Origin of the sequence: Burkholderia sp. Se-20378 (genome assembly GCF_017104665.1) — a bacterium.
GTDB classification, from domain to species: domain Bacteria; phylum Pseudomonadota; class Gammaproteobacteria; order Burkholderiales; family Burkholderiaceae; genus Burkholderia; species Burkholderia lata.
The window spans coordinates 1-24,275 of the sequence record NZ_JAAGPG010000030.1; the positions used below are offsets into that span (position 1 = coordinate 1).

Consider the following 24,275-nt stretch of genomic DNA (forward strand, 5'->3'; position numbering starts at 1 on the left):
TGGAGTTCCGACGTGTGCTGCTCCGATCTCGACATCACGCCGGCCGGCCTGGCCGCGCGCGGCTGGACGGGCGCCGACCTGCAGACGTTCTTCGGCGTCGGCATCGCGCCGCAAGGCTCGGCGTTCGGCGAAATGTACCCGGTCGTGCACCTGAGCACGCAGTACATGACGAAGGACGACCTGCGCGCGCTGTCCGTGTACCTGCTGGGCGATACGCCGCCCGCGCCGCAACCGGTGAAGCCGGTGTCGGCCGACGCCGCGCAGCTCGCGGCCGGCCGCTCGGTGTATCTCGCGGTCTGCGCCGGCTGTCACGGCTTCAACGGTGAAGGCAAGCCGCACGTGGCGGTGCCGATGAACGGCAATTCGACGGTGCGTCAGGGCGACTCGCGCAACCTGCTGGTCGCGATGCTCGACGGCATCGGCGAGCAGAAGTTCGCCGGGTTCGAGAACCTGCAGCCGATGCCCGGTTTCGCGCACACGCTGAGCGACGACGAACTCGCACAGCTCGCGAACTACCTGCGTGCGACGTGGGGCGGCCAGCCCGCGAGCGTCACGCCGGCCGACGTGAAGGCCATGCGTTAAGTCGTGCCGCAGGGCGGGGCGTCGCGCGCGATTCAGCCGGTTTCCGGTACTCGCGCGCGACGCGTCGCCCGTTTTTTCGCGGCGGTTCTTCAGTAGCCGCTGCCACTCCCTCCGCTTCCGCTGCCTCCCGAGCTGCCACCGCCATACCGGCTCATGCCCGGTCCCTGCGCAGGGCCGCTACCCGACGACATACATCCCGCCGACAGCACGAGCACCAGCGCGGCGATCAGCGCCGCGGCCAACCTTGACGATTTCATGTCCGCCTCCTTGCCGCGCGCAGGCCGAGGGAAAGGCCGGTTCGCGTGAACCACGCGTCTGCGTGCTGACGGAACATGAAACGTTTCGGGCGGGCGGTTTATTCCATGTTTTTTGCGGATCGTGGCCCGTGACGGGGGCAGACCGGAAGCATCTTGCCGTGCCTTGGTACACTCCGGCGGCCGCCATTCCGATTACAAAAAACATGAGTGCTACCGCAGAACGTCCGCCGTCGCGTCTGTCCAATCCCGTCGTGTTCGGCTGCATGTCGTTTGCCGTCGGCGGCCCGCTGGTCGCATCGCTCGCCTGGCCGGCCGTGATGCTGATCGCGTGGTCGTTGATCGACGGTCCGTCGTGGGAGGTACTGAAAGTCAGCGCCGGCATGGTGCCGCTGATCTTCTTCGCGTCGTTCCTGTTCGGCTATTTCGTGCCGGCGGCCGTGGCGGGCGGCATCATGGGCGCAATCGGCACGCGGATCCGGCGGCGCTGGTTCGTGCTGCTGGGGATGGTCGTCGGGGCAGGCGCGATGATCGGCTTCGTCGAACTCGTGGCCTACCTGCTGAAATCCGACAAGGTCGGCGACATCAACGCGATCGCCACGCTCGATGCGATCGTGACGTCGGCCGTGATGTCGTATTGGCTGCATCGGCGGATCGAACGCCGGCGTTGAACGTGAAGCGGTGCGCGATCGGGCGCCCGCGTCGATCGCGCGCCTGCAGTGGGCGCGCCGCACGGCCGCTTGCGCGGCCAGCGGGCCGGGATGCCGTTCCTGAAGCGGATGCCGCCGTCGTGGCGCCCGCGATCAACGATAGACGAGATCGGCGCGGCGGTTCTGCGCCCACGAATCCTCGTCGTGGCCGAGCGCAACCGGTTTTTCCTTGCCGAGGCTGACCGCCTCGAGTTGCGTGGCCGGCACACCGAGCGTTTCGAGCCCGCTCATCACGGCCTGCGAGCGGCGTTGGCCGAGCGCGAGGTTGTATTCGGACGTGCCGCGTTCGTCGGTGTTGCCCTGGATCAGCACGTGCCGCGACGGATGGCTGCGCAGGTAGTCGGCGTGCGCCTGCAGCAGCGACTCGTATTCGGGCTTGACGGAATACTGGTCGAAATCGAAGTAGATGCTGCGCTTCGCGAGCGGGCTGTTCGGATTATTGAGCTCGTCGGCCGTCACCGTTGCGACGGCTTCGCTCGAGGGCGTCGGCGCCATGCCGGCATTCTCGGGCGTCTTGGCCGCGTGGTGGCAACCGGCCAGCAGTACCACGGTTACCAGGACCGCAAATCGGTTCGTTTTGCTCATCGTTCGTCTCCAGCGGTTGACTGCGTTGAACGCGTGGGGCGTGCGATCGCCACGCCCGTATCCGGCCGCAATGGCGCGAAAGGTCCGGCACTTACGACGTGAATCGTGTTCGTAAGCCGGTGGTGCGCCATATGAAAGAGTGTCGCGACCGGAACGCCCAATCTCGGCGTCGCTGCAAACAGATTAGGAAAAATGTCACAGCGTGACCAGTTTCTCCGCATTTTTTTGCGCCGACGCGACAGAGCGGGCGGCATTCTTGCCTCCGTGCGGGCGCAACCACAGTGAAAAAGGCCGCGCAGGGCGCGGCCTTTCCGGCTCGAGGCATGACGATCGGACTGTGCTGGAACGCTAGCCTTGCACGATCGGCGCAGCAACGTTGCGCTGCGCGGTGCCGTGTGGCGTCGTCAGAACTTGTGCCGCAGCCCCAGTGCGACGACGACCTGGTTGCTGTTCGCCGACGGCGTCAGCGTCCAGACGGTCGCGTTGAACGCGGGATTGCCGTTGCCGCCGCTCACGCTCTGGTAGACGCCTTCGAGATACGCATCGGTGCGCTTCGACAACGCATAGTCGGCTTGCGCCACGACCTGATTCCATTTCGGGCGCGTCTGGCCGGTGCGCGTGTCGAAGCGGCCCATCGTGTACGTGTAGGCGGCCGAGAGGCTCAACGCCCGCGTGACGACGTAGCGCCCGTCGATCGAGAAATTGTCGAACACCAGCGATTCACCCTTCAGCGGCGCGATGCTGCCGCCCTGAAGCACGCCCGTCACGCCGTCGGTGGTCGAGTGCGACCACGCGGCGCCGACCGAATGCGGCCCGAATGCATAGCGGCCAGCCACGGCCCAGATCTGCTGGTTGCCGCCGGTGATCGTCGCCGAGCCGTCGACCGTGCTGAGCGCGCCATTCGGGTTCGGCGCATTGCGGTCGCGGCTGATCTTCAGGTAGCCGGCGCCGAGCTTCAGCGGCCCGTTCGCATACGACACGCCCGCGCTCCACGCCGCGTTGTTGGCGAACTGGCCGGCCGTATTCGAGAACCCGACCATTGCGCCGAACGTCAGCCCGCGGTACGTCGGGCTCGTGTACTTCACCGCGTGGTTGATGCGAAGGTTGCGGTTCGAATCGTCGTTGTCGTACGGGTGAACGGCGAGGTTGCCGCCCCAGCCGGGGCCGGACGCGCCGAGCGGCGTCACGAAATCGAGGATCAGGTCGTACTGACGGCCGAACGTGAGCGTGCCGGCCGTTTTCGAGCTCAGGCCGATCCATGCCTGGCGGCCGAACATGTCGACGCCTTTCTGCGACAGCGCGCCGGTGGTGCCCGAGAAGCCGTTCTCGAGCGTGAAGACCGCGGCCGTCCCGCCACCCAGATCCTCGCGGCCGCGCAGCCCCCAGCGCGACGCGTTCAGTGCGCCGCTCGTCATCGCGACGGCGCCGCTGCCCGGTGAGCCGGCGCCGTGCGTGCGCTGATTGGTCGCGTAGGTGATCGACGTGTCGATCAGGCCGTACAGCGTCACACTGCTCTGTGCGTGTACACCGCCCGACGCGAGGGCGGTCAGGCAGGTGGCAATGGCGGTCCCCGCGAGTCGAGTGCTGGCGTGCTGGTTCATCTTGTAGGAATGCATAGGAGTTTTTATCGTTTTCCCGGCCCGGTGGCCGGCGGATCGAGCGGCCATTATTGGAGAACGTATGGCGGTCGATTAAGGCGTTGCACAGGAAAGGTCCTCTGCGAAATCGCGTGGAATCGCGGCGAGGAGCGTGCGGTGCGCGGGGAAGAGCGTTGCTTCGTTTGCGATGCGTGCGCGGGCGACGTCGGGTGATTCAAGCCGCCGTCACGTGATCGTCTGTCGAGCGATCGACGGCGGACAGGTTAGCGGCGGGCAACCGGCAGCGCGGTTTCAACGCCACCGCTTCGATACGCGGCACGGACGGCGATCGTCCGGGCTTCGAGCGCTTCCGGCGAGAGCCAGCGTCGTAATCGGACCGAGACGCGCGGCAACGCGGCAAGCTGATCGCGCAGGTGCATGATCGACCGACAGCCACGGAATGTCGACGTGCGCGCATCGGGGCCTGTCGCCGCATCCGCAAGCCCGGCCGTCCACTCGACGCCGCGATGGCCCCTGACTGCGTCGAGGCGCGGCAGATAGCGCGCGTCGCCCGATAACGCGATCAACAGCGCGGCCCATTGCGCGCCGCGCCAGCCGTGATCCATGTCGCGCGTGAGGTCGGCCAGCAGCGCGTCGTCCAGCACGGACAGGCTTTGCTGGCACAGGTAGTGGAAGTCGAGCGGCTGGTAGCGGACTTGCGGGTAGTCGCGCAGCACGTGCCCGAGTTCGGCGCCGGTCTCGACGGCGGCGGCGAGAAACCGTTCGGCCGGCGCGGGACGGTTCAGCTGCAGCGTCGGTACGCTCCGGTAGAGCCGGTGGATGTCGTCGGGGTGATAGTGCATCGCGAATGTCGGGGTGCTCGACCGGCGCGCGGTGCGCCGTTCAGGTTTTCTGCGGGTCGCCGGACAGCAGCGCCGTATAACGCCGCTGCATTTCTTCGGGTTCGACCGCTTCGATCGTATGCCCGATCAGCCAATCGTAACCGAACGGGTCGCGAATCTTGCCCGAACGCTCGCCGTAGAACTGATCCTGGATCGCGCGTGTCAGCTGCGCGCCGGCCGCGATCGCGGCGGCGATCGTCGCGTCGGCGTCGTCGACATGCAGGTGAAGCGACATCGGCGCCTTGCCATCCGGATCGAGGGCGAAGATATCGTATTCGGGGAACTCGTCCGAGATCATCAGCGTGCACGGCCCGAGCTGCAATTCCGCGTGGCCGATGCGTCCCGACGGCTCGACGAGACGGAATTTCTCCTGCGCGCCGAACGCCTTCGCATAGAACGCGATGGCGTCGTCCGCGCGCTTGGCGCGCAAATAGGGAAAGACTTCGTGAATCGCCATGATGCCCTCCGGTGGGTGGTGTGGGGGTCGCTCGATGCTGTCGGGCCTGGCGGGCCCGGGCTTGAGCAAGATTTGCCGGCGCGCCTGACTCGGAAACGGCGGGTACGACGCCCGGGCCGAAGCGATGAAGGGCCGCAGGGCTTCGCCAGGGCGGCAGCTGACGATCATGTCATTTACCGTGTCGTGCACGGCTGGCACGCTGATTCTACAAACGAATAGCGTGGGTGGGGGAGCGGCGGTGATGGGGCGGCGGATGCGTGACAGGTGGACTGTCGTCCGCAATCTACCGGTCGGCCATCATTGCGATTCCACAGCAGGCCGAAAGCGATCCCGATACGCACCCGGGCTCAGCCCGACCTTCTCCTTGAACAGCCGGCAGAATGAACTCGTATCGCTATACCCCACCTGGGCCGTGATCCGCTCGAGACTGAGATCGCCGGCCTCCAGCAAACCGCGCGCGGCTTCGATGCGCAGGCTCTGCAAATACCGCAAGGGCGGCTGATTCAGCGTGGCCTGGAATCGGCGGATGATCGTGCGCTCGCTCACGCCGAGGTCATGCGCCATCTCCGACATCTTCACGTCCTTCGTCATGTGTTTCTGCAGCCAATGCTGCGCGCGGTGAACCAGCGAATCGGCGTGCGTCTTGTCCGTCAGCAGCGGGAGATACGGCAATTGCTTCGTCTGGCTGACGTCGATCAGCATCGCTTTGGCGCACTGCGCGGCGATGACCGCCCCGGCGAAACGTTCGATGACATGAATCGTCTGCAGCAGGTAGGAGGCTGACGCGCCCGCGCAGATCAGTCGATCCGCTTCGGTGACGACGGGTTCCAGCTGAAGGTCGACCCGGGGAAACCGGCTGCGAAACTGGTCTGCCAGCCACCACGTGGTCGTCGCGGGCCGCCCGTCCAGGAGGCCGGTGTTGGCCAGTACGAAAGTGCCGGTGCAGTTTGCCGCCAGGTGGGCCCCCGCGTTCCATTGCGAAACCAGCCAGTCGCATGCGGCCGACTGTCGGGCCAGCAACTGGTCGAAGGCCTTGCCGCTCGCGTAGTGCGCACTGGGAATGAAAACCACGTCGAACGTGTCGCGCGGCCGGATCGGCTCCGTGTTCAGTTGCAGACCGTTGCTCGCCATGACGGGCTCCCCGGTCGGAGAGACGAACCGCCATTCGAACTGCGCATGTCCATCGCCTCTCTGGCGCCGCACGTGCGCGTTCGCAATCTGAAGGATGTCGGCGAACCCGCCCACGCTGGAGGCGTAGCAATCGTCATACGCAAGGATGGCGGCGCGGGGCATGATGTGTCGGATATCGCATGCAATGTGTCAATTTAGCCAATGTACGGCAATTCGAACTGCGAGGAAACTGTCGGTATCCACCTGGCATCGGCCGCCGGGCGGCGACTCGATCGTCAAGCGCAGGGCTGGCGGTTTCGCATGCTGTGCGGGCTGCGCGAAGGCAAAGGCGCCCGGGTATCTCCGGCGCGTCCGTTGCCTGGTCGCGTGGATTTCCATCGGCTTCGCACCGGCGATTCAGCCGTGCAGCGACACGCGTCGTGGTCGCAGCGCGTTCCCGGCATGCGAAGGCGCGTTCGTCTCAACCTGAACCGAAAACATCATGAAAACCAGGATCACCGAACTCTTCGGCATCGAATATCCGATCATCCAGGGCGGCATGCACCACGTCGGGTATGCGGAGCTGGCGGCGGCCGTCTCCAACGCAGGCGGCCTTGGCATCATTACCGGCCTGACCCAGCGATCGGCGGCAGATCTGGCTGCCGAAATCCGGCGTTGCCGCGAGATGACCGACAAGCCGTTCGGCGTGAACCTCACCTTCCTGCCGACCGTCACGTCCCCCGACTATCCGGGCTATATCCGGGCCATCGTCGAAGGTGGCGTCAAGATCGTCGAAACGGCCGGCAACAACCCGCAGCCCTACCTGGCCGCGCTCAAGGATGCGGATGTCAAGGTGATCCACAAGTGCACGTCGATTCGCCACGCGCTCAAGGCTGAGGCCATTGGCTGCGATGCGGTCAGCGTCGATGGATTCGAATGCGGTGGCCATCCGGGCGAGGACGACATTCCGAACTTCATCCTGCTGCCGCGCGCTGCCGACGAGCTCAAGATTCCGTTCGTGGCCTCCGGCGGCATGGCTGACGGGCGGTCGCTGGTTGCGGCGCTTTCGCTTGGCGCGGATGGCATCAACATGGGTACGCGCTTCATCGCCACCCGTGAGGCGCCGGTGCACGAGAACGTGAAGCAGGCGCTGGTCGCGGCGACCGAACTGGACACGCGTCTGGTCATGCGTCCGTTGCGCAATACCGAGCGCGTGCTGCGCAATGCCGCGGTCGATCGCATCCTCGAAAAGGAAAGCAGGCTCGGCGCCAGTATCCGGTTCGACGATATCGTCGAAGAGGTCGCCGGTGTGTATCCGCGCATCATGAAGGAGGGCGCGCTCGACGCGGGCGCATGGTCGTGCGGCCTGGTCGTTGGCCTGATCCGCGATGTCCCGACCGTAAAGGAACTCGTCGATCGCATCGTCAGCGAAGCGACGGAGATCATTCGCAGTCGATTGGCGCGTGTCGCGGGTTGACCTGCAGGCTGCCCGAATTCAAGCAGACGCGCGACCGGCCCCGGCCGGAGCTGAAGCACGCCAACGCGCTTCCGGCCTCGCCCGGCCCCATTGGGCCAGGCGAGGCTGGAGAAGGACGAGCCGCAGCCCGCCATCTTCGCGCGCAACACCACAAAAGCCCGCCAAATCCTGCCGACCTCCGTCGGCGGCGACGGCATTGCTGTCCAACGAGCGCCTCGTGCCTGATTTGTTGTAATTGCTCGTCAGAATGCCGCCGCCAGCCCGGCCGTATCGTTGTTTTCGGCGTCGATGCGCCGTTGTCGTGCGGGGCGTAGGCAAGGGTGGCGCCGCTGGTCAAGGGCTTCGGGCATTCGCCGTCGGCGAACCGCGCCCGTGCCTCCTTGATTGGCGTGCATCTTAAATGAGCGTGTGCAGCGAAAACTGACAAGTTCTGACATCCGGGGCACGCGCGGCATCGGGGTGCCGGCGGGCGTCGCGGGTTCGGTTATAGTGTCGCCCGATCGCAGACACCCGTACGAATCGCGTGATGTTCCGGCTCATCTTCCTCATCTTGATTACCTGGGCCTCGGGGGCCTTCGCGGCAACGCCGATTACGCTGCCGGACGGCGGGCAGGTCGGCATCCGGAACGGCTGGGATCTGTTGCGCGATCCGGGCAATGCACTCACGGTCGAGCGCATGTCGCAGCCCGAGATCGCGCGTGCGTTCGTCGGCCAGACGGCGGAGCCCGCGCTCGGCTATGTCAACGGCGCGGCGTGGCTGCGCCTGACCGTGACCCGCCCGGCGAGCGCACCGCCGATGTGGCTCCTGGAATTGCGGTCGTCGCTGCTGAACGACGTCACGCTGTACGTGCCGCAGCCGGATGGCGGGTACCAGCGCCACGTCGCCGGCGATCGCAAGCCGGTGGAACAACGCGACATCGCGTACCGTAACCCCGTGTTTCGCCTGGACCTTCCGGCGGGCCAGCCGGTCACGCTCTATCTCCGGATCCGCAGCACCAGCACCATGAGTTTCTCGATGGCGCTGTGGTCGCCCGACGCGTTCATCTCCGCCACGAGCAAGGAATCCCTGCTGTTCGGCTTGCTGGACGCCGCGCATCTCGTACTGCTCGTCTCGAGCCTGTGGCTGTTCCGGGTGACGCGCGATGCGTCGTTCGGGCTCTACGGGCTGAGCGTCGTCGTGAACCTGCTCACCGCGCTCGGCGCCGAAGGCTACATCTATCAATACCTGCTGCCGGGCTTTCCGGCCGCGAGCAATGCGGTCTACCTGCTCAGCTGGCTGCTCGGCACGCCCGCCGGCACGCTGTTCACCGCGCATTACCTCGGCCTGTTCAACGGGCGCTGGCGGCGTCCGACGGTCGCTTTTTCCGCACTGACGATCGTCGTGGCGCTGGCTGCCGCGCCGCTGATGCTGGTCGTCAATGTCTGGTGGGTGCGCCCGCTCTACCTGTTCTGGCAGATCGCGGTCATTCTCGTCACGATGGGCGTTTCGCTCTGGCTCACCGCCCGCGGCCACCGGCATGCGCGCGTGGTCGTGCTCGTGCTGCTGCTGTTGCTCGGCGGCAGTGCACTGCGTGTCGCGCGCAACGTTGGCTGGATCCCGCCGGGCTTGCTCGCCGACAACGCCGGATATCTGGGGATGCTCGCGTTCATGCTGATCATGAATTCGGCGATCAGCTCGCGCTACAACGCGATGCGCAATGCGATGGAAGCGGCACAGGCCGACGCATTGCGTGTCGCGCGCCAGGCCGAGCGCGATCTGGAGGCAAAGGTCGCGCTGCGCACCCAGGCGCTTCGGGAGGCGATGGAACAAGTGGAAGCGTCGCTGGCGATGGAAAAGCGCGCACAGGATGAGCAGCGCCAGCTTCTGGCGACCGTCTCGCATGAACTGCGGACGCCGCTGGCCGTCATCGATGCCACCGCCCAGAATCTTGACCTCGACGACTCCGGTTCCGATCCGCTGACCTCGTCGCGCTACCAGAAGATCCTGCGCGCGACGCAGCGCTTGACGGTGCTGATCAATGACTCGCTGCACGAGGACGGGTTCGAGCTGCTGCGACGCGGAACCCGCATCGGCGACACCCGGCTGGCGGCGCTGCTCGACGATGCGGCGACCGCCGCGGGGGCGCTGTCCGACGGCCACCGCCTAGAAATCGACGCGAAAGACCTGCCGGACGCCTTCGTGTGTGACGGCAGCCTCACGCGCCTCGTGCTGCGCACGCTCGCCGACAATGCCGTCAAATACACCCCCGGCGGCACCCGGATCGTGCTGCGCGGCCGGCGTGTGCCGGGCGGCGTGGAGCTGGAAGTCGAGGACGACGGCCCCGGCATTGCGCCGGCGGACCTGCCATACGTGTTCGATCGTTTCTTCCGCGGCCGCAACGTGGGCCGCAAGCCGGGAACGGGCCTTGGCCTCCCGCTGGCGCGCCGCATGGTCGAGATGCAGGGCGGCACGTTGAACCTGGTCAGCGAGGCGGGGCACGGCTGCCGGGCTACGGTCTTTTTGCCCGCGAACGCCGACAGGGCGGCCATTGCCGCTCAGGCGAGCATCAGCGGTGCGGCGAACGTGTAACCGGTGCGATGGACGGTCTTCAGCGGTAGTTCCGAACCCGTCTCGCTTCGCCAACGCTGCCGCAGACGGCTGACCATCGTCTCCAGCCTGCGCTCGTCGTAGTCGATCCAGTCGAAACCGAAATCCTCGGCGATCTGCCGCCGGCTCACAGCCTTGGCGGGATGTCGCGCCAGCAGGGCGAGGAGGGCGATCTCGCTGGCCGACAGTTCGAGCCGGCCGCCGACCGGCGCGGACAGCACGCGCGCCTGGCAGTCGAGCCGCCAGTCGTTTGCCACCCGGCGGCCGAGCGCCTGGAGAATGGCGTCGAGTTCGAGCAGTTTCACCGGCTTGACGAGATAGTGATCGGCTCCGCCGATCAGGCCGTCGATCTTGTCCTGCGTGTCCCCGCGGGCGGTCAGCATGACGATGCCGCAGTCGCGATGGCGGGCCCTGAGCCACACGGCCGCATCGAAGCCGCTCCCGTCCGGCAGCATCACGTCGATGATCGCAAAGGCGAGATCCGACGCCCGTTCCTGGAACTCCGCGACCGTGCCGGCCTGATCGACCGTCCAGCCGCGTCTTTCCAGGAACGCGGCGATTTCCTCGCGCAACTCGACCTCGTCGTCGAGCAACAGCACCTTAGCCATACTGCTACCTTGGATCCGCGTTGTGAGTTTGCGGAGTCTTTGCTTATGTCTGCTCCGATCGGCGGCCGTGCCGCGCTGGATGGCGCGATGCAGCCGTCGTCGGCCCCGCGTTTGCCTGCGCTTTGCAGGCGCGGGGATTTTAGCCGACGGAGGCGGGTGCGATCGTGTTTCGCGGAAAAATCGAGGTGCGGAATGAAGGTGGGGCCAGCCCCGGTAAGCCGTGCCATCACGTGAGTCCGACTTTGCAACGAGAGGCGCGGCGAGCTTGCCGCGCCTCATCGGGCCGTGCCGTGTTACTTGACGGAGCTCGCGCTGACCTTCGCGAAATCCAGGCTGCCGAAGCCGGTGTCGTCGTCCCAGCCGGCCTTCGCGGTGTAGCCGTGGCTACTGTAGCCGTTGTTGCCCGACGTCACGTCGTGGCGTAGCGACGTATTGGTCGGGAGGCCCTGATAGAACGCCGAAGTCGGCAGGCCGAGGCTGTTGTTGTTGGCCGATTCGACACGTGCCCAGCCGCCGACGAAAATCGGCGATGCGAGGCTGGTGCCACCGACAAGCTGGTTCGTCTGTCCGTTGATGACGATGTATGCGCCCGTCGACTGCGCGGCGTCGAACGCCACGTCGGGCAGTACGCGCTTCGTTACCGTGCTGCCAAGCGCGGCGGTCTGCCAGCTCGGTGCGGTCTCGAACGCGCTCACGCCGCCGCCCGTGGCCCAGATCCGCACGGCGTTGTCGACCGGGTTGCCGTTGCTGTCAAGGTCGGCATAGGCGACGCCTTCGTTCCACACGGTTTCGCCGGCCCACGTCGTGGTGCCGGTGGTCGAGAGCGTTGTGCCGCCGACGGCGACGACGTACGGCGAGCTCGCGGGCGACGACACGCTGTACTTGGACAGGTTGATCGTCGTCTTGACCGACGTGCCGTTGTACGTGCCGATATAGCCGGGGGCGCCCTGCGGTGACGTCGACCACTGATAGACGCCCGCGTCGCCTGCCGAGACGGAGAACACCTGACCTTGCGCGACCGCCTGCTTGAATACCGCGTCGTCGGCGGCGAGCGAGCCGTCGGAGTTGGCGGCTGTTTCGTCGAGGCCGAGCGACACGTTGATGACGGTCGCCTTGTTGTCGGTTACCGCCTTGTTGTAGGCGGCGGTCAGCGTCGCGTCGGTGAGGCCGCTGTCGTTGCTGTCGCCGTTGACGGCCGAGTAGAAGATCAGCTGTTTGACGCCGCCCGAGGTGCCGATGATGTCCTGGCTGTCGAGATCCCACTCGCCCGGATCGCCGTCGTCGGCCAGCGTGCCGGAGCCGCCCGCGACCACTGCCGTGTTGACGGTCGCCAGGCCGGCGTTTTGCGTGAAGGTGTTCAGGTCGGCGATGGTCTGGGTCATGTCGCCCCAGGTGATGATGCCCACCGTGGTATTGGTCGCGGCGGGCAGGCCGCTCGCGTCATAGATCTTTGCGAAATCGGTCGGCTGGTGGCCGACTTGCTGCGACGCCGCTGACGCATTCTTCGAAACCGCATTCGGTTCGATGACGGCGGCCGGCGCGAAACGGTGGAGCAGGCGGTGCGGCACGGCGGCGTTCTGCAGGCCGAGCACCGAATCGACGACCGAGCCGAGCGACGCCGGGATCAGCGCCGCCGAATCGTTCGCGTAGACCGGCTTGCCTCGATAGTTGAAGCGCTTGATGCTCGCCTGGAAGCCGCGCTGCACGTTACCGGCATTACCGTCGGCGGCGATCAGCGTGTTGTTGTCAGAGACCGTGACGTTGCTGAAGCCGTTCGCCTTCAGGTGAGCGACCACGGCCGCGACCTGCGCGTCGGTCGGCGAGAAGCGTGCCTTGAACTGGGCCGGCGTGAGGTACTTGTGATAGCTCGCGCTACCCGGCTGGTTGACGTCGCGAAGGAAGGTGTCGAGCTGGTCCGCGTTGCGGTTCTTCAGGACTACGGTCACGTGCAGCGGCTGGCTCAATTCGAGCGGCGTCACGTGCGTATCGGTGAGCGCCGGCGTGCCGACGCTGTTCAGCGAGTAGCCGGGTGCCGCGGCGGACGCGGCCAGTGCCTGCGAGGCGGCCGTGGCCGGTGCATTCGACAGGAGGAACGCGCTGGTGCGCGTCTGGACCCAGTTGGTTGCCGCCTGGGCGGACAGCGGGACCATCGTGGCTGCTACTCCAACTGCAATTGCCGTCAGCGCAAAGCGTTGCAGGCGTTTGCGATTGACGTATTGAGTTCTCTGCATTGTGAGCTCCGAGATTTCGACGAAGAACGGGTACAGCGCGCGGCCCGAATCGCGGGTAGCGAAGGGCGGCCGATGCAACCTGACGCAAGCCAGAACGATCGGCAGAATTCAAGGCGACATGAATATTCCTCCCCACCCACCATCAGGATCGGAGGCCGGTCGGGTATCGGGCCCGCGTATCGCGGGCACCGATTCTGCGCTCGGCCCTCTTGTTTGTCGGGCCGTGCCGCGATCCTGCGTGCGGTGGTCCGACAATTGCTCTGGGTACAGTCCGCGGTGTGCGGATAGAACAGCTTCGATTCGTTATCTATTGATTAGGAATGCAATTTATTGGAGTCGAAAAAGACGATATTGCGATGCCGTTTGACGACTTGGGCTGCTACGGTTGTTCCAGGCGATTGCAATGCTGCATGCGACTGATGAGGCAACGTCGCGTGGCGCGAACGGTGCGGCTCGGCAAGCCAGGCGCGGCGGATGAGACCTGCCATGCCGTCAGGCAGAACGTGATGTCGGCGACTTCCTTGCGACGCATCGTGACGAAACGGTCCAGCCTGAAGCGAAGCTGGATGACGGTGAATCGAGAACCTTTCCCAGGCGGAAGTAATTGCAGCTTTGCGAGCCGGATATCGCGCTCGCAATGTCGTAATTAAAATGGAAGTTATTTGTCGGGTTTTTGGTTTATTTGCGCCATTCAAACTCCCGTCGGTATTTCTTGCGGGAAAAGATAGCAAGGAAGAAAACGGAGCGTCAAATATTTTTTGATGAAATCTAAAATGTTTAGATCGCGGTTTGGCGGGGTTGCCGAGAAAGGTTTCAAAGCTTGCGGTAGTCGTAAGTAGAACGTAGGGCGTCGCGCTGAATGCGCGGGGCGACGCGAACCGGTTCCTTGGGTGAGCGTCGCGGGCGGGGAATCAAGAGGCTCGCTTCGACGCTGTTCGTTCGAGCGTGGGAGCGCTGTAAACACCTGGAAAGCGTGACAACGCGTGATCTATTGACATTGACAGTGGCAATACACGTGGGACGAGGGCGTGCAACCCTGTCAGCGATTTCGTCGATACCCGACGTGTTTCACGTCAGGTCAACACGATGTTCAGATTCTCGTCATCCAGCAGCGGCCGATGCGCATGGAAATCGCTCGTCGGCGGCTTCGCAAAGTGCGTGTTGTAAGCAGCGATGAAGGAGGGCGCATAAACGTTGGCGTCGTTGACCGTGCCGATTCCGCGCAATCTCAACTCCTTGACCAGCCGATCCTGCCGCGTCCGGTGCGCACGCTCGACGCGCTCCTTGGCCGAGCTGCTATTCGCGCAGAACGTGTCGATGTTCATCGCGTACATCGCCCGACCAAAAGGCGTCACGCATGCGTCACGCCTTTACCTGGCGTCGCCAGTATGGCCTTTGCAGTAGAACATGCCGGCCTTGCCGCTATAGAACGCGACCGGCTTGCCGTGCGAACCGACAGGGCCTCGAAATTGCTGAACGTCGATTCGGTGGTCTCGTGCCACCCCTAGCATGGCCGCTTCGTCCGTGATCTCGAGCCACTTCAGGGCGGTCGCGGTAAATGACGTGTCGTAACGCGATGCGCAGTAGCTGAGCAAGTCGATTGTGATGGGATGACTGCCACGTCGATTAGCGCTGGTCGTCTCAGGCTGGCCGCTCAGGTCGCTTTTCAGCCAAACCTTTCCGCACGTACTGCGTCACGGTCCGCCGCACGGGATCTTCTGGCCCGATCCGGCAGCCATTGTGACAATGAACCCGTATCGGTCGAGTATCGGGAAGTGCCGAGTGGAGGCGACTATCAAGCATGCTGAGCTGTGTTGCCGTATCAACACGCTGTAATTGGAAGGACTACTTATCGTCTATTCAGCCATGCGCCAAGACGCCGTCTGCTTCGTTAGCGAAGGGTAGAAATCAACCCATTGCTTTGCCGGAATAATTGTTTGGGGGCGCAAGGCAAACCCTTGACAGGTCCAAGGGTATCTAGCCGGAAAAACGCATGGAGATCACTGGCGCTCCTGATCGGTTTCCTGACCGTCTCCTTGGCCAGCCGAATGCCATCGGCCGGTGCTGAAGTCGGTCAGCGACAGCACCACGCGAAGCGCCGGACGGAACACGGTAGCGGGCTCGGCACATTTCGTCGTCTTCGCATTCGCTTTGAGCGTCGAGCCGACATTCACGAAGTGTTCATCAAACCCGGTTGAGCGCTTGTCTGATGAGTCAGATTCGGGTATGTCGATTATTTTTTTAAAATAATCTTCAAATATATTTCACTCGGATTCTAATTTTGCTTGGTGGGGTATAACCCGTCAAGTTTGACAGGTGATTATTTCTTGGGTTTAACCTACGCTTGGCCGTCCCATATGGAAGCCATGGGAATGCCCAACATAATGGGGCGGGATTTATATTTATGTCATTAAATGGGGCGGGAAACCTGATGCCCCCGGTTTACGCCGAATGCCTGCCTCGATTTGTTAGATATAGCTCGGCGCCCGCTAAATAGGATCGAGAGTTGGAAGTGCAGGCGAAGCTGAAAAACGTGAGCGGTGCTCCGTTGTGTAAAGAGGCGCCGAGACGCCCCATCAGTCGGGCTTTGAACCGGAACTCGACGAGGTAGCATGGCTTACGAAATACTAACACGTCCGGCCGAGTTAAATAAAAACGTAACATTAATTTAAGGGCGCTGAAATAAAAGTGCCTTTTCTGATTGGTAAGGCAAAGCCAGATGCCGATCTCATGGATGTTGTTGCGCGATATTTTCCGAATTCCGGGTGCAAGCACTAAAGGTAGTGGCTCTTGTTTGTTTCGATTTCCTGGTTAATTGATGGTTAAATTTATCGCAGCCTTATTGTTTTAAATTTTTTAATAATAGGAATTGTAAGTTTATTCTGGAGATGCCGTGAGCACGATACAGACCTCGCAGTGCATGACTCGTGAAATGACAAATGAACGCACCTCGCAGGAAGGGAATTCGGCCGGACATGACGCCATTGCGCTCGATGAATCGGTGGTCGAGCATGAGCAATTGATCGCGAAGGCGGCAGAAGTCGCCAGCGTGCTCGCGGAAGAATCGCGCGCGGCCGATACCGGGCGCCGCCTGACCGAGCGTGCCGTCGACGCGCTGACCGAGGCGGGGCTGATGCGGCTCTTCACGCCGCGCCGGCTCGGCGGCTACGAAGCGGGTCCCGCCACGCTGTTTGACGTCTGCTACGAGCTGGGGCGCGGCTGCTGCTCGGCGTCGTGGGTCACGAGCGTGCTCAACATGGGCAACTACATGATCGCTCACTTCCCCGAGAGTACGCAGGACGACGTGTGGGGCGGTAACCGCGACACGCGCACCGCGCTCATCATTGCGCCTTCGCGCGCCCAGGTCGAACGCGTCGACGGCGGTGTCGTGGTGACGGGAGAGTGGGCTTATGCATCGGGCAGCCTGCACGCCGAATGGATCGGCGCGCTGATCCCGAAAGGCGTCGATGCCGACGACGAGACGATAAACCTGGTCCTCATGCCGATGAGCGAGCTCGAAGTCCGCGACTCCTGGCATATCACGGGCATGCGCGGCACCGGCAGCAACACGGTAGTGGCGAACCGGCAGTTCATTCCGCGCCATCGCGTGACACCCTACGCGCCGATAGTGCAGGGCCGGTCGCGCCTGCCGTCGGAACGGCACCGTTTATATAGCGGCGCGTTCTCAGGCTTGCTGTCGATCGGTCTGCTCGGGCCGCAACTCGGGGCGATCGTCACCGCGCTGGAACTCGTGCGCGATCAGGCCCACGAGCGCCGCGTCGCCTCGTCCACGTTCAAGAGCCAGGCTGTCTCGCCGGCGTTCCAGACCGATCTCGCCGAAGCTTCGATGATGATCGACGGCGCGCAGCTGCACGCCCGCCGCATCGTCGAAACGGTCGAACACCACGCAGCGGCCGGCGTCCTGCCCGACGAAGTGACGCGTTCGCGCTTTCGGATGGAATCGACGCGCGTCACGCGCCTGTGCCGCGAGGCCATCGATCGCCTCATGACGGCCTACGGCAGCGCCGCCTTCATGGAATCCAATCCGCTGCAGTTGATCTGGCGCGACCTGAACGTGGCGAGCCGCCACGCGGGCTTTGGGATGGGCATTCCGCAACTTGTCTACGGCCGCGCGCTGGTCGGCCTCGATCCGCGCGAAATCAGCTACCTCGTGTAATCCCACGCGGCCTCCCGGTTCCCGGCGGGGCGGCCCTCTTTGACTTCAGGAGCTTGCATGTCAGACGTCGAATCCCTCGAAAACACGTCGGAAAATCACGCGCACGTCGCGGCCCGACAGCACAACCGCAAGATCGTCGAGCAGTACATGCACACTCGTGGCGAAGCGAGGCTCAAGCGCCACCTACTGTTCACGGAAGATGGCGTCGGCGGTCTGTGGACGACCGACAGCGGCCAGCCAATCGCGATTCGCGGCCGCGAGAAGCTCGGCGAGCACGCCGTGTGGTCGCTGCAATGCTTCCCCGACTGGGTCTGGACCGACATCCAGATCTTCCAGACGCAAGACCCGAACTGGTTCTGGGTCGAGTGCCGCGGCGAAGGCGCGATTGTTTTCCCCGGCTACCCCCGGGGCCAGTACCGCAATCACTTCCTTCACTCGTTCCGCTTCGAAAACGGACTGATCAAGGAGCAGCGCGAATTCATGAACCCTTGCGAGCAATTCCGTTCGCTGGGTATCGAGGTTCCCGAAGTGCGCCGGGATGGTCTGCCGAGCTAACGCATACCCAATGGAGGAGACGAATGGCTGGTATCCCGTCGATTCAACCGTACGCGCTGCCCGATTCGAGCAGCCTGCCCGAGAATGTCGTGTCATGGAGTGTCGACCCGTCGCGCGCGTTGCTGCTCATTCATGACATGCAGAACTATTTCCTTTCGCCGTTGCCGCCGACGCTGCGCGAGACGTTGACGACCAATGTCGCGTCGCTGCGCAAACGGTGCAAGCAGGCCGGTATTCCCGTCGCATACACGGCTCATCCCGGGCGCATGACCGAGACGGAACGCGGTTTGCTGCGCGATTTTTGGGGGCCGGGCATGGAGACGACGCCGGCCGATCGGGACGTCGCCGAGGCCGTCGGCCCGTCCCCGGATGACTGGATGCTCACGAAGTGGCGCTACAGCGCATTTTTCCGCACCGACCTGCGCGAGCGTATGCGGGAGAGCGGTCGCGATCAGCTGATGCTGTGTGGCGTCTACGCGCACATCGGCGTAATGATGTCGGCTGTCGATGCGTTCACGAACGACATTCAACCGTTCTTCGTTGCCGATGGCGTGGCGGATTTTTCCGAAGACCATCATCACCAGGCGCTGGAATACGTGGCCCAGCGTTGCGGCAAGGTGGTGAGCACCGAGGAGGCGCTGGCATGAATGCCGCTCCGAACCGCAACCTATTCGATCGCGTCCTCCATGGACAAGCGCCGTGCTTCGCGTTGATCGCGCGTTCGACGGGTAGCGCTGGAGAGCGCGCGACGATCGACGTCTTCGCCGGCGCGGTTTCCTATCCGTCCTCCCTGGCCGAGCTTCCGTTGGCCGCGCCGACGGCGACGGGCGCGGACCGTCAGGAGCTGCTTGTGATCGTGCCATACCGGCAACTGCACGAGCGCGGCTTCAAGACACACGACGACGGCGCTCCGCTCGTCGCCATCACCTGCGACGAGCACGAAACGGTGTCCGCGCAGCTTGCGCTCGCCGCCATTCCCGATGCCGATACCGCGCTCGGCGAGCGTCACTTCGATATCGACGACGAGGCCTACGCCGAGATCGTCGAGCGCGTCATCACCGACGAGATCGGCACCGGCGCGGGCTCGAACTTCGTCATCAAGCGCACGCTCGAGGGCGATCTCGACGACTATTCGCCCGCCAAGGCGCTGGCGGTATTCAAGCGTCTGATGCGCCGGGAGGTCGGCGCGTACTGGATCTTTGTGATTCATACCGGGGAACGCACGTTCGTCGGCGCCACGCCGGAGCGCCACCTGACGCTGCATGAAGGTTGCGCGACGATGAACCCGATCAGCGGGACTTATCGGTATCCGCAAAGCGGGCCGACGATCGATGGGATCAACGCTTTTCTCGGCGATCGCAAGGAATCCGACGAACTGTACATGGTGCTCGACGAAGAGCTCAAGATGATGGCGCGCATCTGCCCGGCCGGCGGGCAGGTCACGGGGCCGCACCTGCGCGAGATGGCGCGGCTCGCCCACACCGAATACTTCATCGTCGGGCACACCGAGGCCGATGTTCGCGACTTGCTGCGCGAAACGATGTTTGCGCCGACGGTCACCGGCAGTCCGATCGAAAGCGCGACCCGCGTGATCGCGCGGCACGAGCGGGCCGGCCGCGGCTACTACAGTGGCATTGCAGCGCTGATCGGCCGCGATGCGCACGGCGGGCGCACGCTCGACTCCGCCATCCTGATCCGCACCGCGGAGATCGACCGCGCCGGCCACGTTCGCATCGGCGTCGGCTCGACGCTCGTCCGGCATTCGGACGCGGTATCGGAAGTCATGGAGACGCATGCCAAGGTGGCCGCGCTATCGAACGCATTCGATCCGCCGGAAGCCGGCCCGTCGCTAGGCCAGCATCCATCGGTGCAGGCGGCGCTGCGCGAGCGCAACGAAGGCATCGCGGACTTCTGGTTTCGGCCGTATGGCGGGCGACACGGTGAGATGGCCGATGAGTTGGCTGAGTTGAGCGGCTGCCGCGCGCTCATCGTCGACGCCGAAGATCACTTCACGGCGATGATCGCCCAGCAACTGTCGTCGCTCGGCCTCGCCACCGAAGTGTGCGGCGTTCACGACGCGGTGGACCTTGCGCGTTACGACGTCGTCGTGATGGGGCCGGGCCCGGGAGACCCGAGCGACGCCGGCGATCCGCGCATCGCCCGCCTCTACGCGTGGCTGCGGCATCTCATCGACGAGGGCAAGCCGTTCATGGCCGTCTGCCTGAGCCATCAGATCCTGAACGCCATCCTCGGCATTCCGCTCGTGCGGCGCGAGGTGCCCAATCAGGGCATCCAGGTCGAGATCGATCTGTTCGGCCAGCGTGAGCGCGTGGGCTTTTACAACACGTATGTGGCGCAGACCGTCCGGGACGAAATGGACATCGACGGCGTCGGCACGGTGGCCATCAGCCGCGATCCGCACACGGGCGAAGTGCATGCCTTGCGCGGTCCAACGTTCAGCTCGATGCAATTCCACGCCGAATCGGTCCTGACCGTCGACGGGCCGCGGATTCTCGGCGAAGCCATCACACACGCGATACGCCGCGAAAAACGCATGACAGCGTTGACGGCCTGACGACTCTTCACGCTTTTTATAGAACCCTATAGGACACGCGTTTCATGATTGTCGACATCGTTTGGTGGAACCTCGACGGTTCCGAGCAGAGCATCGAATCGCTGAAGGCGCGTGTGGACGACAGCACCCTCGCGCGCTGGTCGAACGTGCCGGGCTTGCGCGAGAAGCACTGGATCGCCGACGAGGACAAGAATCGCTGGGGTGCGATCATGCTCTGGGACGGCGAGCGTCCGCCCGCGCATCTACTGCCGCCGAACGACGCGCAGACGCTGATCGGCTTGCCGGTTGCCGAGCGGCTGCGCTTCTCGGTGGAGGCCAGCACCGCGAGCGGTGAGATCGCGGCGCGCATGCGCGCGCTCGAACCGGCAGCATCGCACGCGAATACACACGCGGCGGCGCCGATCCATGCATCGCATCCCATCGACTACATCGTCGTTGACGCCTTTACGCGCACGCCGCTCGAAGGCAACCCGGTTGCCGTCTTCCTGGTCGACGTTCCGCTGCCGGCGGAGCGCATGCAGCGGATCGCCCGCGAAATGAATCTGTCGGAAGTGGTGTTCGTGATGCCGCCGAAGCAGGGCGGCGACGTGCACGTGCGCATCTTTACGCCGGTCAACGAGTTGCCGTTCGCGGGCCATCCGCTGCTCGGCACGGCCGTGGCACTCCGGCACGTCAAGGCGCAGGATCGCTTCGTGTTCGAGACGGGCATGGGGCTCGTGCCGTTCGATGTGCGATCCGATGCGCCCGGCGAGGCTTACGTCACCATGCAGCAGCCGATCCCGACGTGGACGCGCTTTGATCGGACCGAGCGTCTGCTCGAAGCGCTCGGCGTCGAAGCGTCCGTGTTGCCCGTGGAGGCCTATCGAAACGGCCCGCGCCATGTGTTCGTCACGTTGCCCGACGCCTCCGCGCTTTCCGACGTGCATCCGGACCATCGCGCGTTGGCTGAGTTCGAGGATATGTCGGCCATGTGCGTGGCCCCAGCGGGCGACCACTGGCGCTGCCGGATGTTCTCGCCGGCCTACGGCGTCGTGGAGGATGCGGCGACGGGTTCCGCCGCCGGTCCCATCGCCATTCACCTTGCCCGCCACGGACTGATTTCGTGGGGCGAGCCGCTGCATCTTCTCCAAGGCGTCGAGATCAAGCGCCCCTCGCACATGCATGCGCTGGTGCACGGCTCGGAGCACGGCATCGAGGCGGTCGAGGTCAGCGGTCATGGTGTCGTCGTCGCGCGCGGCCGCCTGGGCGTCTAGCGTCGCCCCCGTCTTTTGCCATCATGAAAACATTGCCATGAACACCAGTCGATTCGAAAGCCTCACGGGAAGCGTCGATGTCCTGTTCCCCGAATATGACGACCCGCCGTCCGAGCCGATCACGCTGCTCAAGCGCTGGCTCGCGACGGCCGATGTCGCGCGCGTCCGCGAGCCCAAGGCGCTCGCGCTCGCGACCGCCACGTCCGACGGACGCATCTCTTCTCGCGTCATCGCGTTCTCCTCGATCGACGACCGCGGCGTGATCTTCTGCACGCATTCGACGAGCCGCAAGGGACGCGAACTCACGGAGACGGGCTGGGCCTCGGGCTTGCTGTATTGGCGCGAAACCGGGCAGCAGATCATGATTTCCGGCCAGGCGGTTCCGCTCGAGGAAAGCGAGAACGACAAGCTCTGGTTCGGGCGCTCGGTGCCGATGCATGCGATGTCGAGCGCCTCGCACCAGAGCGACGAACTCGTCGACCGCGAAGCGCTGCGCGCGCACGCCGCCGAGCTGCTCGCGCTCGGCGTCGCGTTGCCGCGGCCGCCGCGCTTCGTCGGCTATCGGCTCGAGCCTCACGAGATGGAATTCTGGGCCGCCAGCTCCGACCGGCTTCACAGGCGCCTCAGGTACGAACGCGATGGCGACGATTGGAAAACCACCCAACTCCAACCTTGATTCTCTTGCGGATAAGGAACCTGTCTGTGTCTACTTTCGATATTCCGGTTGGCGTCGGCCAAACCGCACTGTTCATTGCCTGGCAACGTCATGCCGAAGGCCAGCGCCCGGACGCCTTGTTTCACGATCCGTTCGCCGCGGCGCTGATCGAGCACCTGGCCGGCACGCAGACGCATGAGCACGTCAGCGAAGTCGCGCGGCGCGCGAACTTTCCGCAGTATTTCGTCGTCCGCACACGCTACTTCGACGATGCCATTCTCGCGAACCTGAGCCGCGGAATACGGCAGGTCGTCACGCTGGCCGCCGGCGTGGACGGCCGCGTGGCACGCCTCGCGTGTCCGTTCGGCACGCGCTGGTTCGAGCTCGATCTCGACGACATCATCGCCTTCAAGCGCGAGCTCATGAAGCAGTCCGGGTTGCCGCTGCAGTGCGATTGGCGGCCGCTCGTCGCCGATCTGACCTCGAATTGGGCGAGCCCGTTGCGCGCGGCCGGCTTCGATCCCGCCAAGCCCACGATTTGGCTCATCGAAGGGCTGCTGATGTATCTGCGCGACACGGACTGCGATGCGCTGATCCGTCAAGTGGCCGACCTGTCGGCGCCGGGCAGCGCGCTCATGCTCGAGCATCTCGCCACGCGCATGATGAGCGAGGAGGGCAGGGAAGCCCGAGCGCGCGTCGAATCGCAGGGCGCTCGTTGGCTCTCGTCCCGCGACGATGTGCGCGACTGGCTCGGCCGATACGGCTGGACAGCGACCGTGCATGCCTCGGACGACCCGACGATAGCCTACGGCCGCAGCGTCGCGCGCATACCGGCGGGCTGGTTCGCCTCATCGACGCGCACGGCGCACGGCGGGAGCGGATCATGAATCTGTCGATTCCGATGCGGCGCGACGTGCGCTTGAAGGCGAAGCTGAAAGGCCTGCCGACACCGGACGATTTCGAAATCGTCACCGCCGCCGCGCCGGCGGCCGGCTCGGGTGACGTGCTGGTGCGTAATCGCTATTTCCTGGTCTCGGCTTCCTTGCGCGCGATGATCAGCGAAGGCGCGGAAGACGTGCCCGGTGTGCCGTTTCCGTGTTTGTCGGCGGGTGACGCGCTGATGGGCGAAGCGCTCGGCGAGGTGGTGAGCGCGCCCGCCGGCAGCGGTTTGTCGTCCGGCGACATCGTCACGCACTTCCACGGGTGGCGAGACTACGCGATGGTGCCCGCATGGGGCTGTCAGCGCGTCGGCGAGGCGCTGCCGGAGCCTGCCGGCTATCTCGGCTACCTGGGGCACGGCTGGACCGCCTACGCGGCGCTGACGCGCGGCGTGCCGATCCGTCCGGGTGACACGGTGTTCGTCACGAGCGCGGCCGGCGCGATCGGCGCGATGGCCGGACAGATCGCGCGGCGGCTGGGGGCGGGGCGCGTGATCGGCAGCACGAGTTCGCACGACAAGGCACGACGCCTGGTTTCCGAGCTTGGGTATGACGCCGCCGTCATGCGTGGCAGCAGCACGCCGTTCGCAGAGCAGTTGCTCGAAGCGGCGCAGGGCGGCATCGACGTCCTGATCGATTCGGTCGGCGGCGAGCAATTACAGGCGGCCGTCACGGCCGCCCGCGAAGGGGCGCGCTTCCTGATCCTCGGCGCGCTGTCGGGCCAGCTGGCCACGACGGGAACGGGGCGGACCGCACCCGCCGAAATCGATACCGTTCAATTTCTCCTCAAGCGCATCACGATGCGGGGCTACAGCGCCGACGACAATCCGGAGGCGAAGGGCGAATGGTTCGAGCGTTTCGCGCAGTGGCTGCGCGCCGGCGAGATCGTGTTCCCGCATACGGTGATCGACGGCCTCGATAACGCGCCGAGCGCGTTGTGCGACACGTCCAACGGACGTTATCTGGGCACGGTGCTCGTCAAGCTGTAGCGGTAAGGAGCGTGGGCGTCGCCTGCATGCCAGGCGACGACACCGGCTCGATC

General features: G+C 64.7%; 21 protein-coding genes and 1 pseudogene. 13 read left to right on the plus strand and 9 right to left on the minus strand.

Annotated elements, in window-relative coordinates; genetic code table 11:
- On the plus strand, window positions 1–582 hold a 582-nt coding region (locus tag G3N93_RS06290; protein ID WP_206132559.1), incomplete at its 5' end, for a cytochrome c.
- A gap of 89 nt (window positions 583–671) precedes the next feature.
- Here the strand turns inward: G3N93_RS06290 and G3N93_RS06295 are convergent.
- Complete coding sequence (locus G3N93_RS06295) at window positions 672–839, minus strand: hypothetical protein (protein WP_174937754.1); 168 nt, start codon at window positions 837–839, stop codon at window positions 672–674.
- Window positions 840–1,042: 203 nt separating this feature from the next.
- On the opposite strand from G3N93_RS06295, the gene G3N93_RS06300 reads away from it, so the two are divergent.
- On the plus strand, window positions 1,043–1,507 hold the full coding sequence (locus tag G3N93_RS06300) for a hypothetical protein (protein ID WP_206132560.1): 465 nt from the start codon (window positions 1,043–1,045) through the stop codon (window positions 1,505–1,507).
- 132 nt (window positions 1,508–1,639) lie between these two features.
- On the opposite strand, the gene pal is transcribed toward G3N93_RS06300, so the two are convergent.
- From pal to G3N93_RS06325, 5 genes are all read right to left on the minus strand, one after another.
- On the minus strand, window positions 1,640–2,131 hold the full coding sequence (gene pal / locus G3N93_RS06305; protein ID WP_206132561.1) for a peptidoglycan-associated lipoprotein Pal: 492 nt from the start codon (window positions 2,129–2,131) through the stop codon (window positions 1,640–1,642).
- Window positions 2,132–2,535: 404 nt separating this feature from the next.
- Window positions 2,536–3,747: a porin gene (locus tag G3N93_RS06310; protein ID WP_374196419.1), complete on the minus strand. Its 1,212-nt coding sequence runs from the start codon at window positions 3,745–3,747 to the stop codon at window positions 2,536–2,538.
- A gap of 245 nt (window positions 3,748–3,992) precedes the next feature.
- Complete coding sequence (locus G3N93_RS06315) at window positions 3,993–4,571, minus strand: hypothetical protein (RefSeq protein ID WP_206132562.1); 579 nt, start codon at window positions 4,569–4,571, stop codon at window positions 3,993–3,995.
- 40 nt (window positions 4,572–4,611) lie between these two features.
- Window positions 4,612–5,067, minus strand: a complete 456-nt coding sequence (locus G3N93_RS06320) for a VOC family protein (protein ID WP_174937964.1) — start codon at window positions 5,065–5,067, stop codon at window positions 4,612–4,614.
- 297 nt (window positions 5,068–5,364) lie between these two features.
- Entirely contained in the window at window positions 5,365–6,360 is a 996-nt protein-coding gene (locus tag G3N93_RS06325) for a GlxA family transcriptional regulator (protein ID WP_206132563.1), read from the minus strand.
- Between the two features lie 319 nt (window positions 6,361–6,679).
- Here G3N93_RS06325 and G3N93_RS06330 point away from each other — a divergent pair, with 319 nt between their 5' ends.
- Entirely contained in the window at window positions 6,680–7,654 is a 975-nt protein-coding gene (locus tag G3N93_RS06330; protein ID WP_174937778.1) for a nitronate monooxygenase family protein, read from the plus strand.
- 526 nt (window positions 7,655–8,180) lie between these two features.
- Window positions 8,181–10,223 carry a sensor histidine kinase gene (locus G3N93_RS06335; RefSeq protein ID WP_206132564.1) on the plus strand — a complete coding sequence of 681 codons (2,043 nt, stop codon included), beginning with the start codon at window positions 8,181–8,183 and terminating at the stop codon, window positions 10,221–10,223.
- Here G3N93_RS06335 and G3N93_RS06340 read toward each other — a convergent pair.
- The 3 genes from G3N93_RS06340 to G3N93_RS06350 form a co-directional block, all read right to left on the minus strand.
- Window positions 10,190–10,849 (minus strand): response regulator transcription factor, encoded by a 660-nt coding sequence (locus G3N93_RS06340; protein WP_174937782.1) that lies wholly within the window; start codon window positions 10,847–10,849, stop codon window positions 10,190–10,192. The two genes, G3N93_RS06335 and G3N93_RS06340, sit on opposite strands and share 34 nt — an antisense overlap.
- A 293-nt stretch (window positions 10,850–11,142) precedes the next feature.
- Window positions 11,143–13,080, minus strand: coding sequence for a protease pro-enzyme activation domain-containing protein (locus G3N93_RS06345; RefSeq protein ID WP_206132565.1), 1,938 nt, complete (start codon window positions 13,078–13,080; stop codon window positions 11,143–11,145).
- 1,073 nt (window positions 13,081–14,153) lie between these two features.
- Window positions 14,154–14,405, minus strand: a complete 252-nt coding sequence (locus G3N93_RS06350) for a hypothetical protein (protein ID WP_374196420.1) — start codon at window positions 14,403–14,405, stop codon at window positions 14,154–14,156.
- A gap of 765 nt (window positions 14,406–15,170) precedes the next feature.
- On the opposite strand from G3N93_RS06350, the pseudogene G3N93_RS42400 reads away from it, so the two are divergent.
- The 9 genes and pseudogenes from G3N93_RS42400 to G3N93_RS06395 all read left to right on the plus strand — a co-directional run.
- A pseudogene (locus G3N93_RS42400) lies at window positions 15,171–15,278 on the plus strand (IS5/IS1182 family transposase); the annotation flags it as partial.
- 695 nt (window positions 15,279–15,973) lie between these two features.
- A complete protein-coding gene (locus G3N93_RS06360; protein WP_174940990.1) occupies window positions 15,974–17,257 on the plus strand; it encodes an acyl-CoA dehydrogenase family protein in 1,284 nt (427 codons plus the stop codon).
- Window positions 17,258–17,314: 57 nt separating this feature from the next.
- Window positions 17,315–17,812 (plus strand): PhzA/PhzB family protein, encoded by a 498-nt coding sequence (locus G3N93_RS06365; protein ID WP_206132566.1) that lies wholly within the window; start codon window positions 17,315–17,317, stop codon window positions 17,810–17,812.
- Between the two features lie 23 nt (window positions 17,813–17,835).
- Complete coding sequence (locus tag G3N93_RS06370) at window positions 17,836–18,459, plus strand: isochorismatase family protein (RefSeq protein WP_174940991.1); 624 nt, start codon at window positions 17,836–17,838, stop codon at window positions 18,457–18,459.
- Window positions 18,456–20,387, plus strand: a complete 1,932-nt coding sequence (locus tag G3N93_RS06375; protein ID WP_206121688.1) for an anthranilate synthase family protein — start codon at window positions 18,456–18,458, stop codon at window positions 20,385–20,387. Before G3N93_RS06370 ends, G3N93_RS06375 begins: the two co-directional genes overlap by 4 nt.
- A 44-nt stretch (window positions 20,388–20,431) precedes the next feature.
- Window positions 20,432–21,640, plus strand: coding sequence for a PhzF family phenazine biosynthesis protein (locus G3N93_RS06380; RefSeq protein WP_277396525.1), 1,209 nt, complete (start codon window positions 20,432–20,434; stop codon window positions 21,638–21,640).
- Window positions 21,603–22,316 carry a phenazine biosynthesis FMN-dependent oxidase PhzG gene (phzG, locus tag G3N93_RS06385; protein WP_241026427.1) on the plus strand — a complete coding sequence of 238 codons (714 nt, stop codon included), beginning with the start codon at window positions 21,603–21,605 and terminating at the stop codon, window positions 22,314–22,316. Before G3N93_RS06380 ends, phzG begins: the two co-directional genes overlap by 38 nt.
- Window positions 22,289–23,182, plus strand: coding sequence for an SAM-dependent methyltransferase (locus G3N93_RS06390; protein WP_241026428.1), 894 nt, complete (start codon window positions 22,289–22,291; stop codon window positions 23,180–23,182). Before phzG ends, G3N93_RS06390 begins: the two co-directional genes overlap by 28 nt.
- Window positions 23,179–24,222 carry an NADP-dependent oxidoreductase gene (locus G3N93_RS06395; RefSeq protein ID WP_206132567.1) on the plus strand — a complete coding sequence of 348 codons (1,044 nt, stop codon included), beginning with the start codon at window positions 23,179–23,181 and terminating at the stop codon, window positions 24,220–24,222. The genes G3N93_RS06390 and G3N93_RS06395 overlap by 4 nt, the downstream gene beginning before the upstream one ends.
- Window positions 24,223–24,275 lie beyond the last annotated feature (53 nt).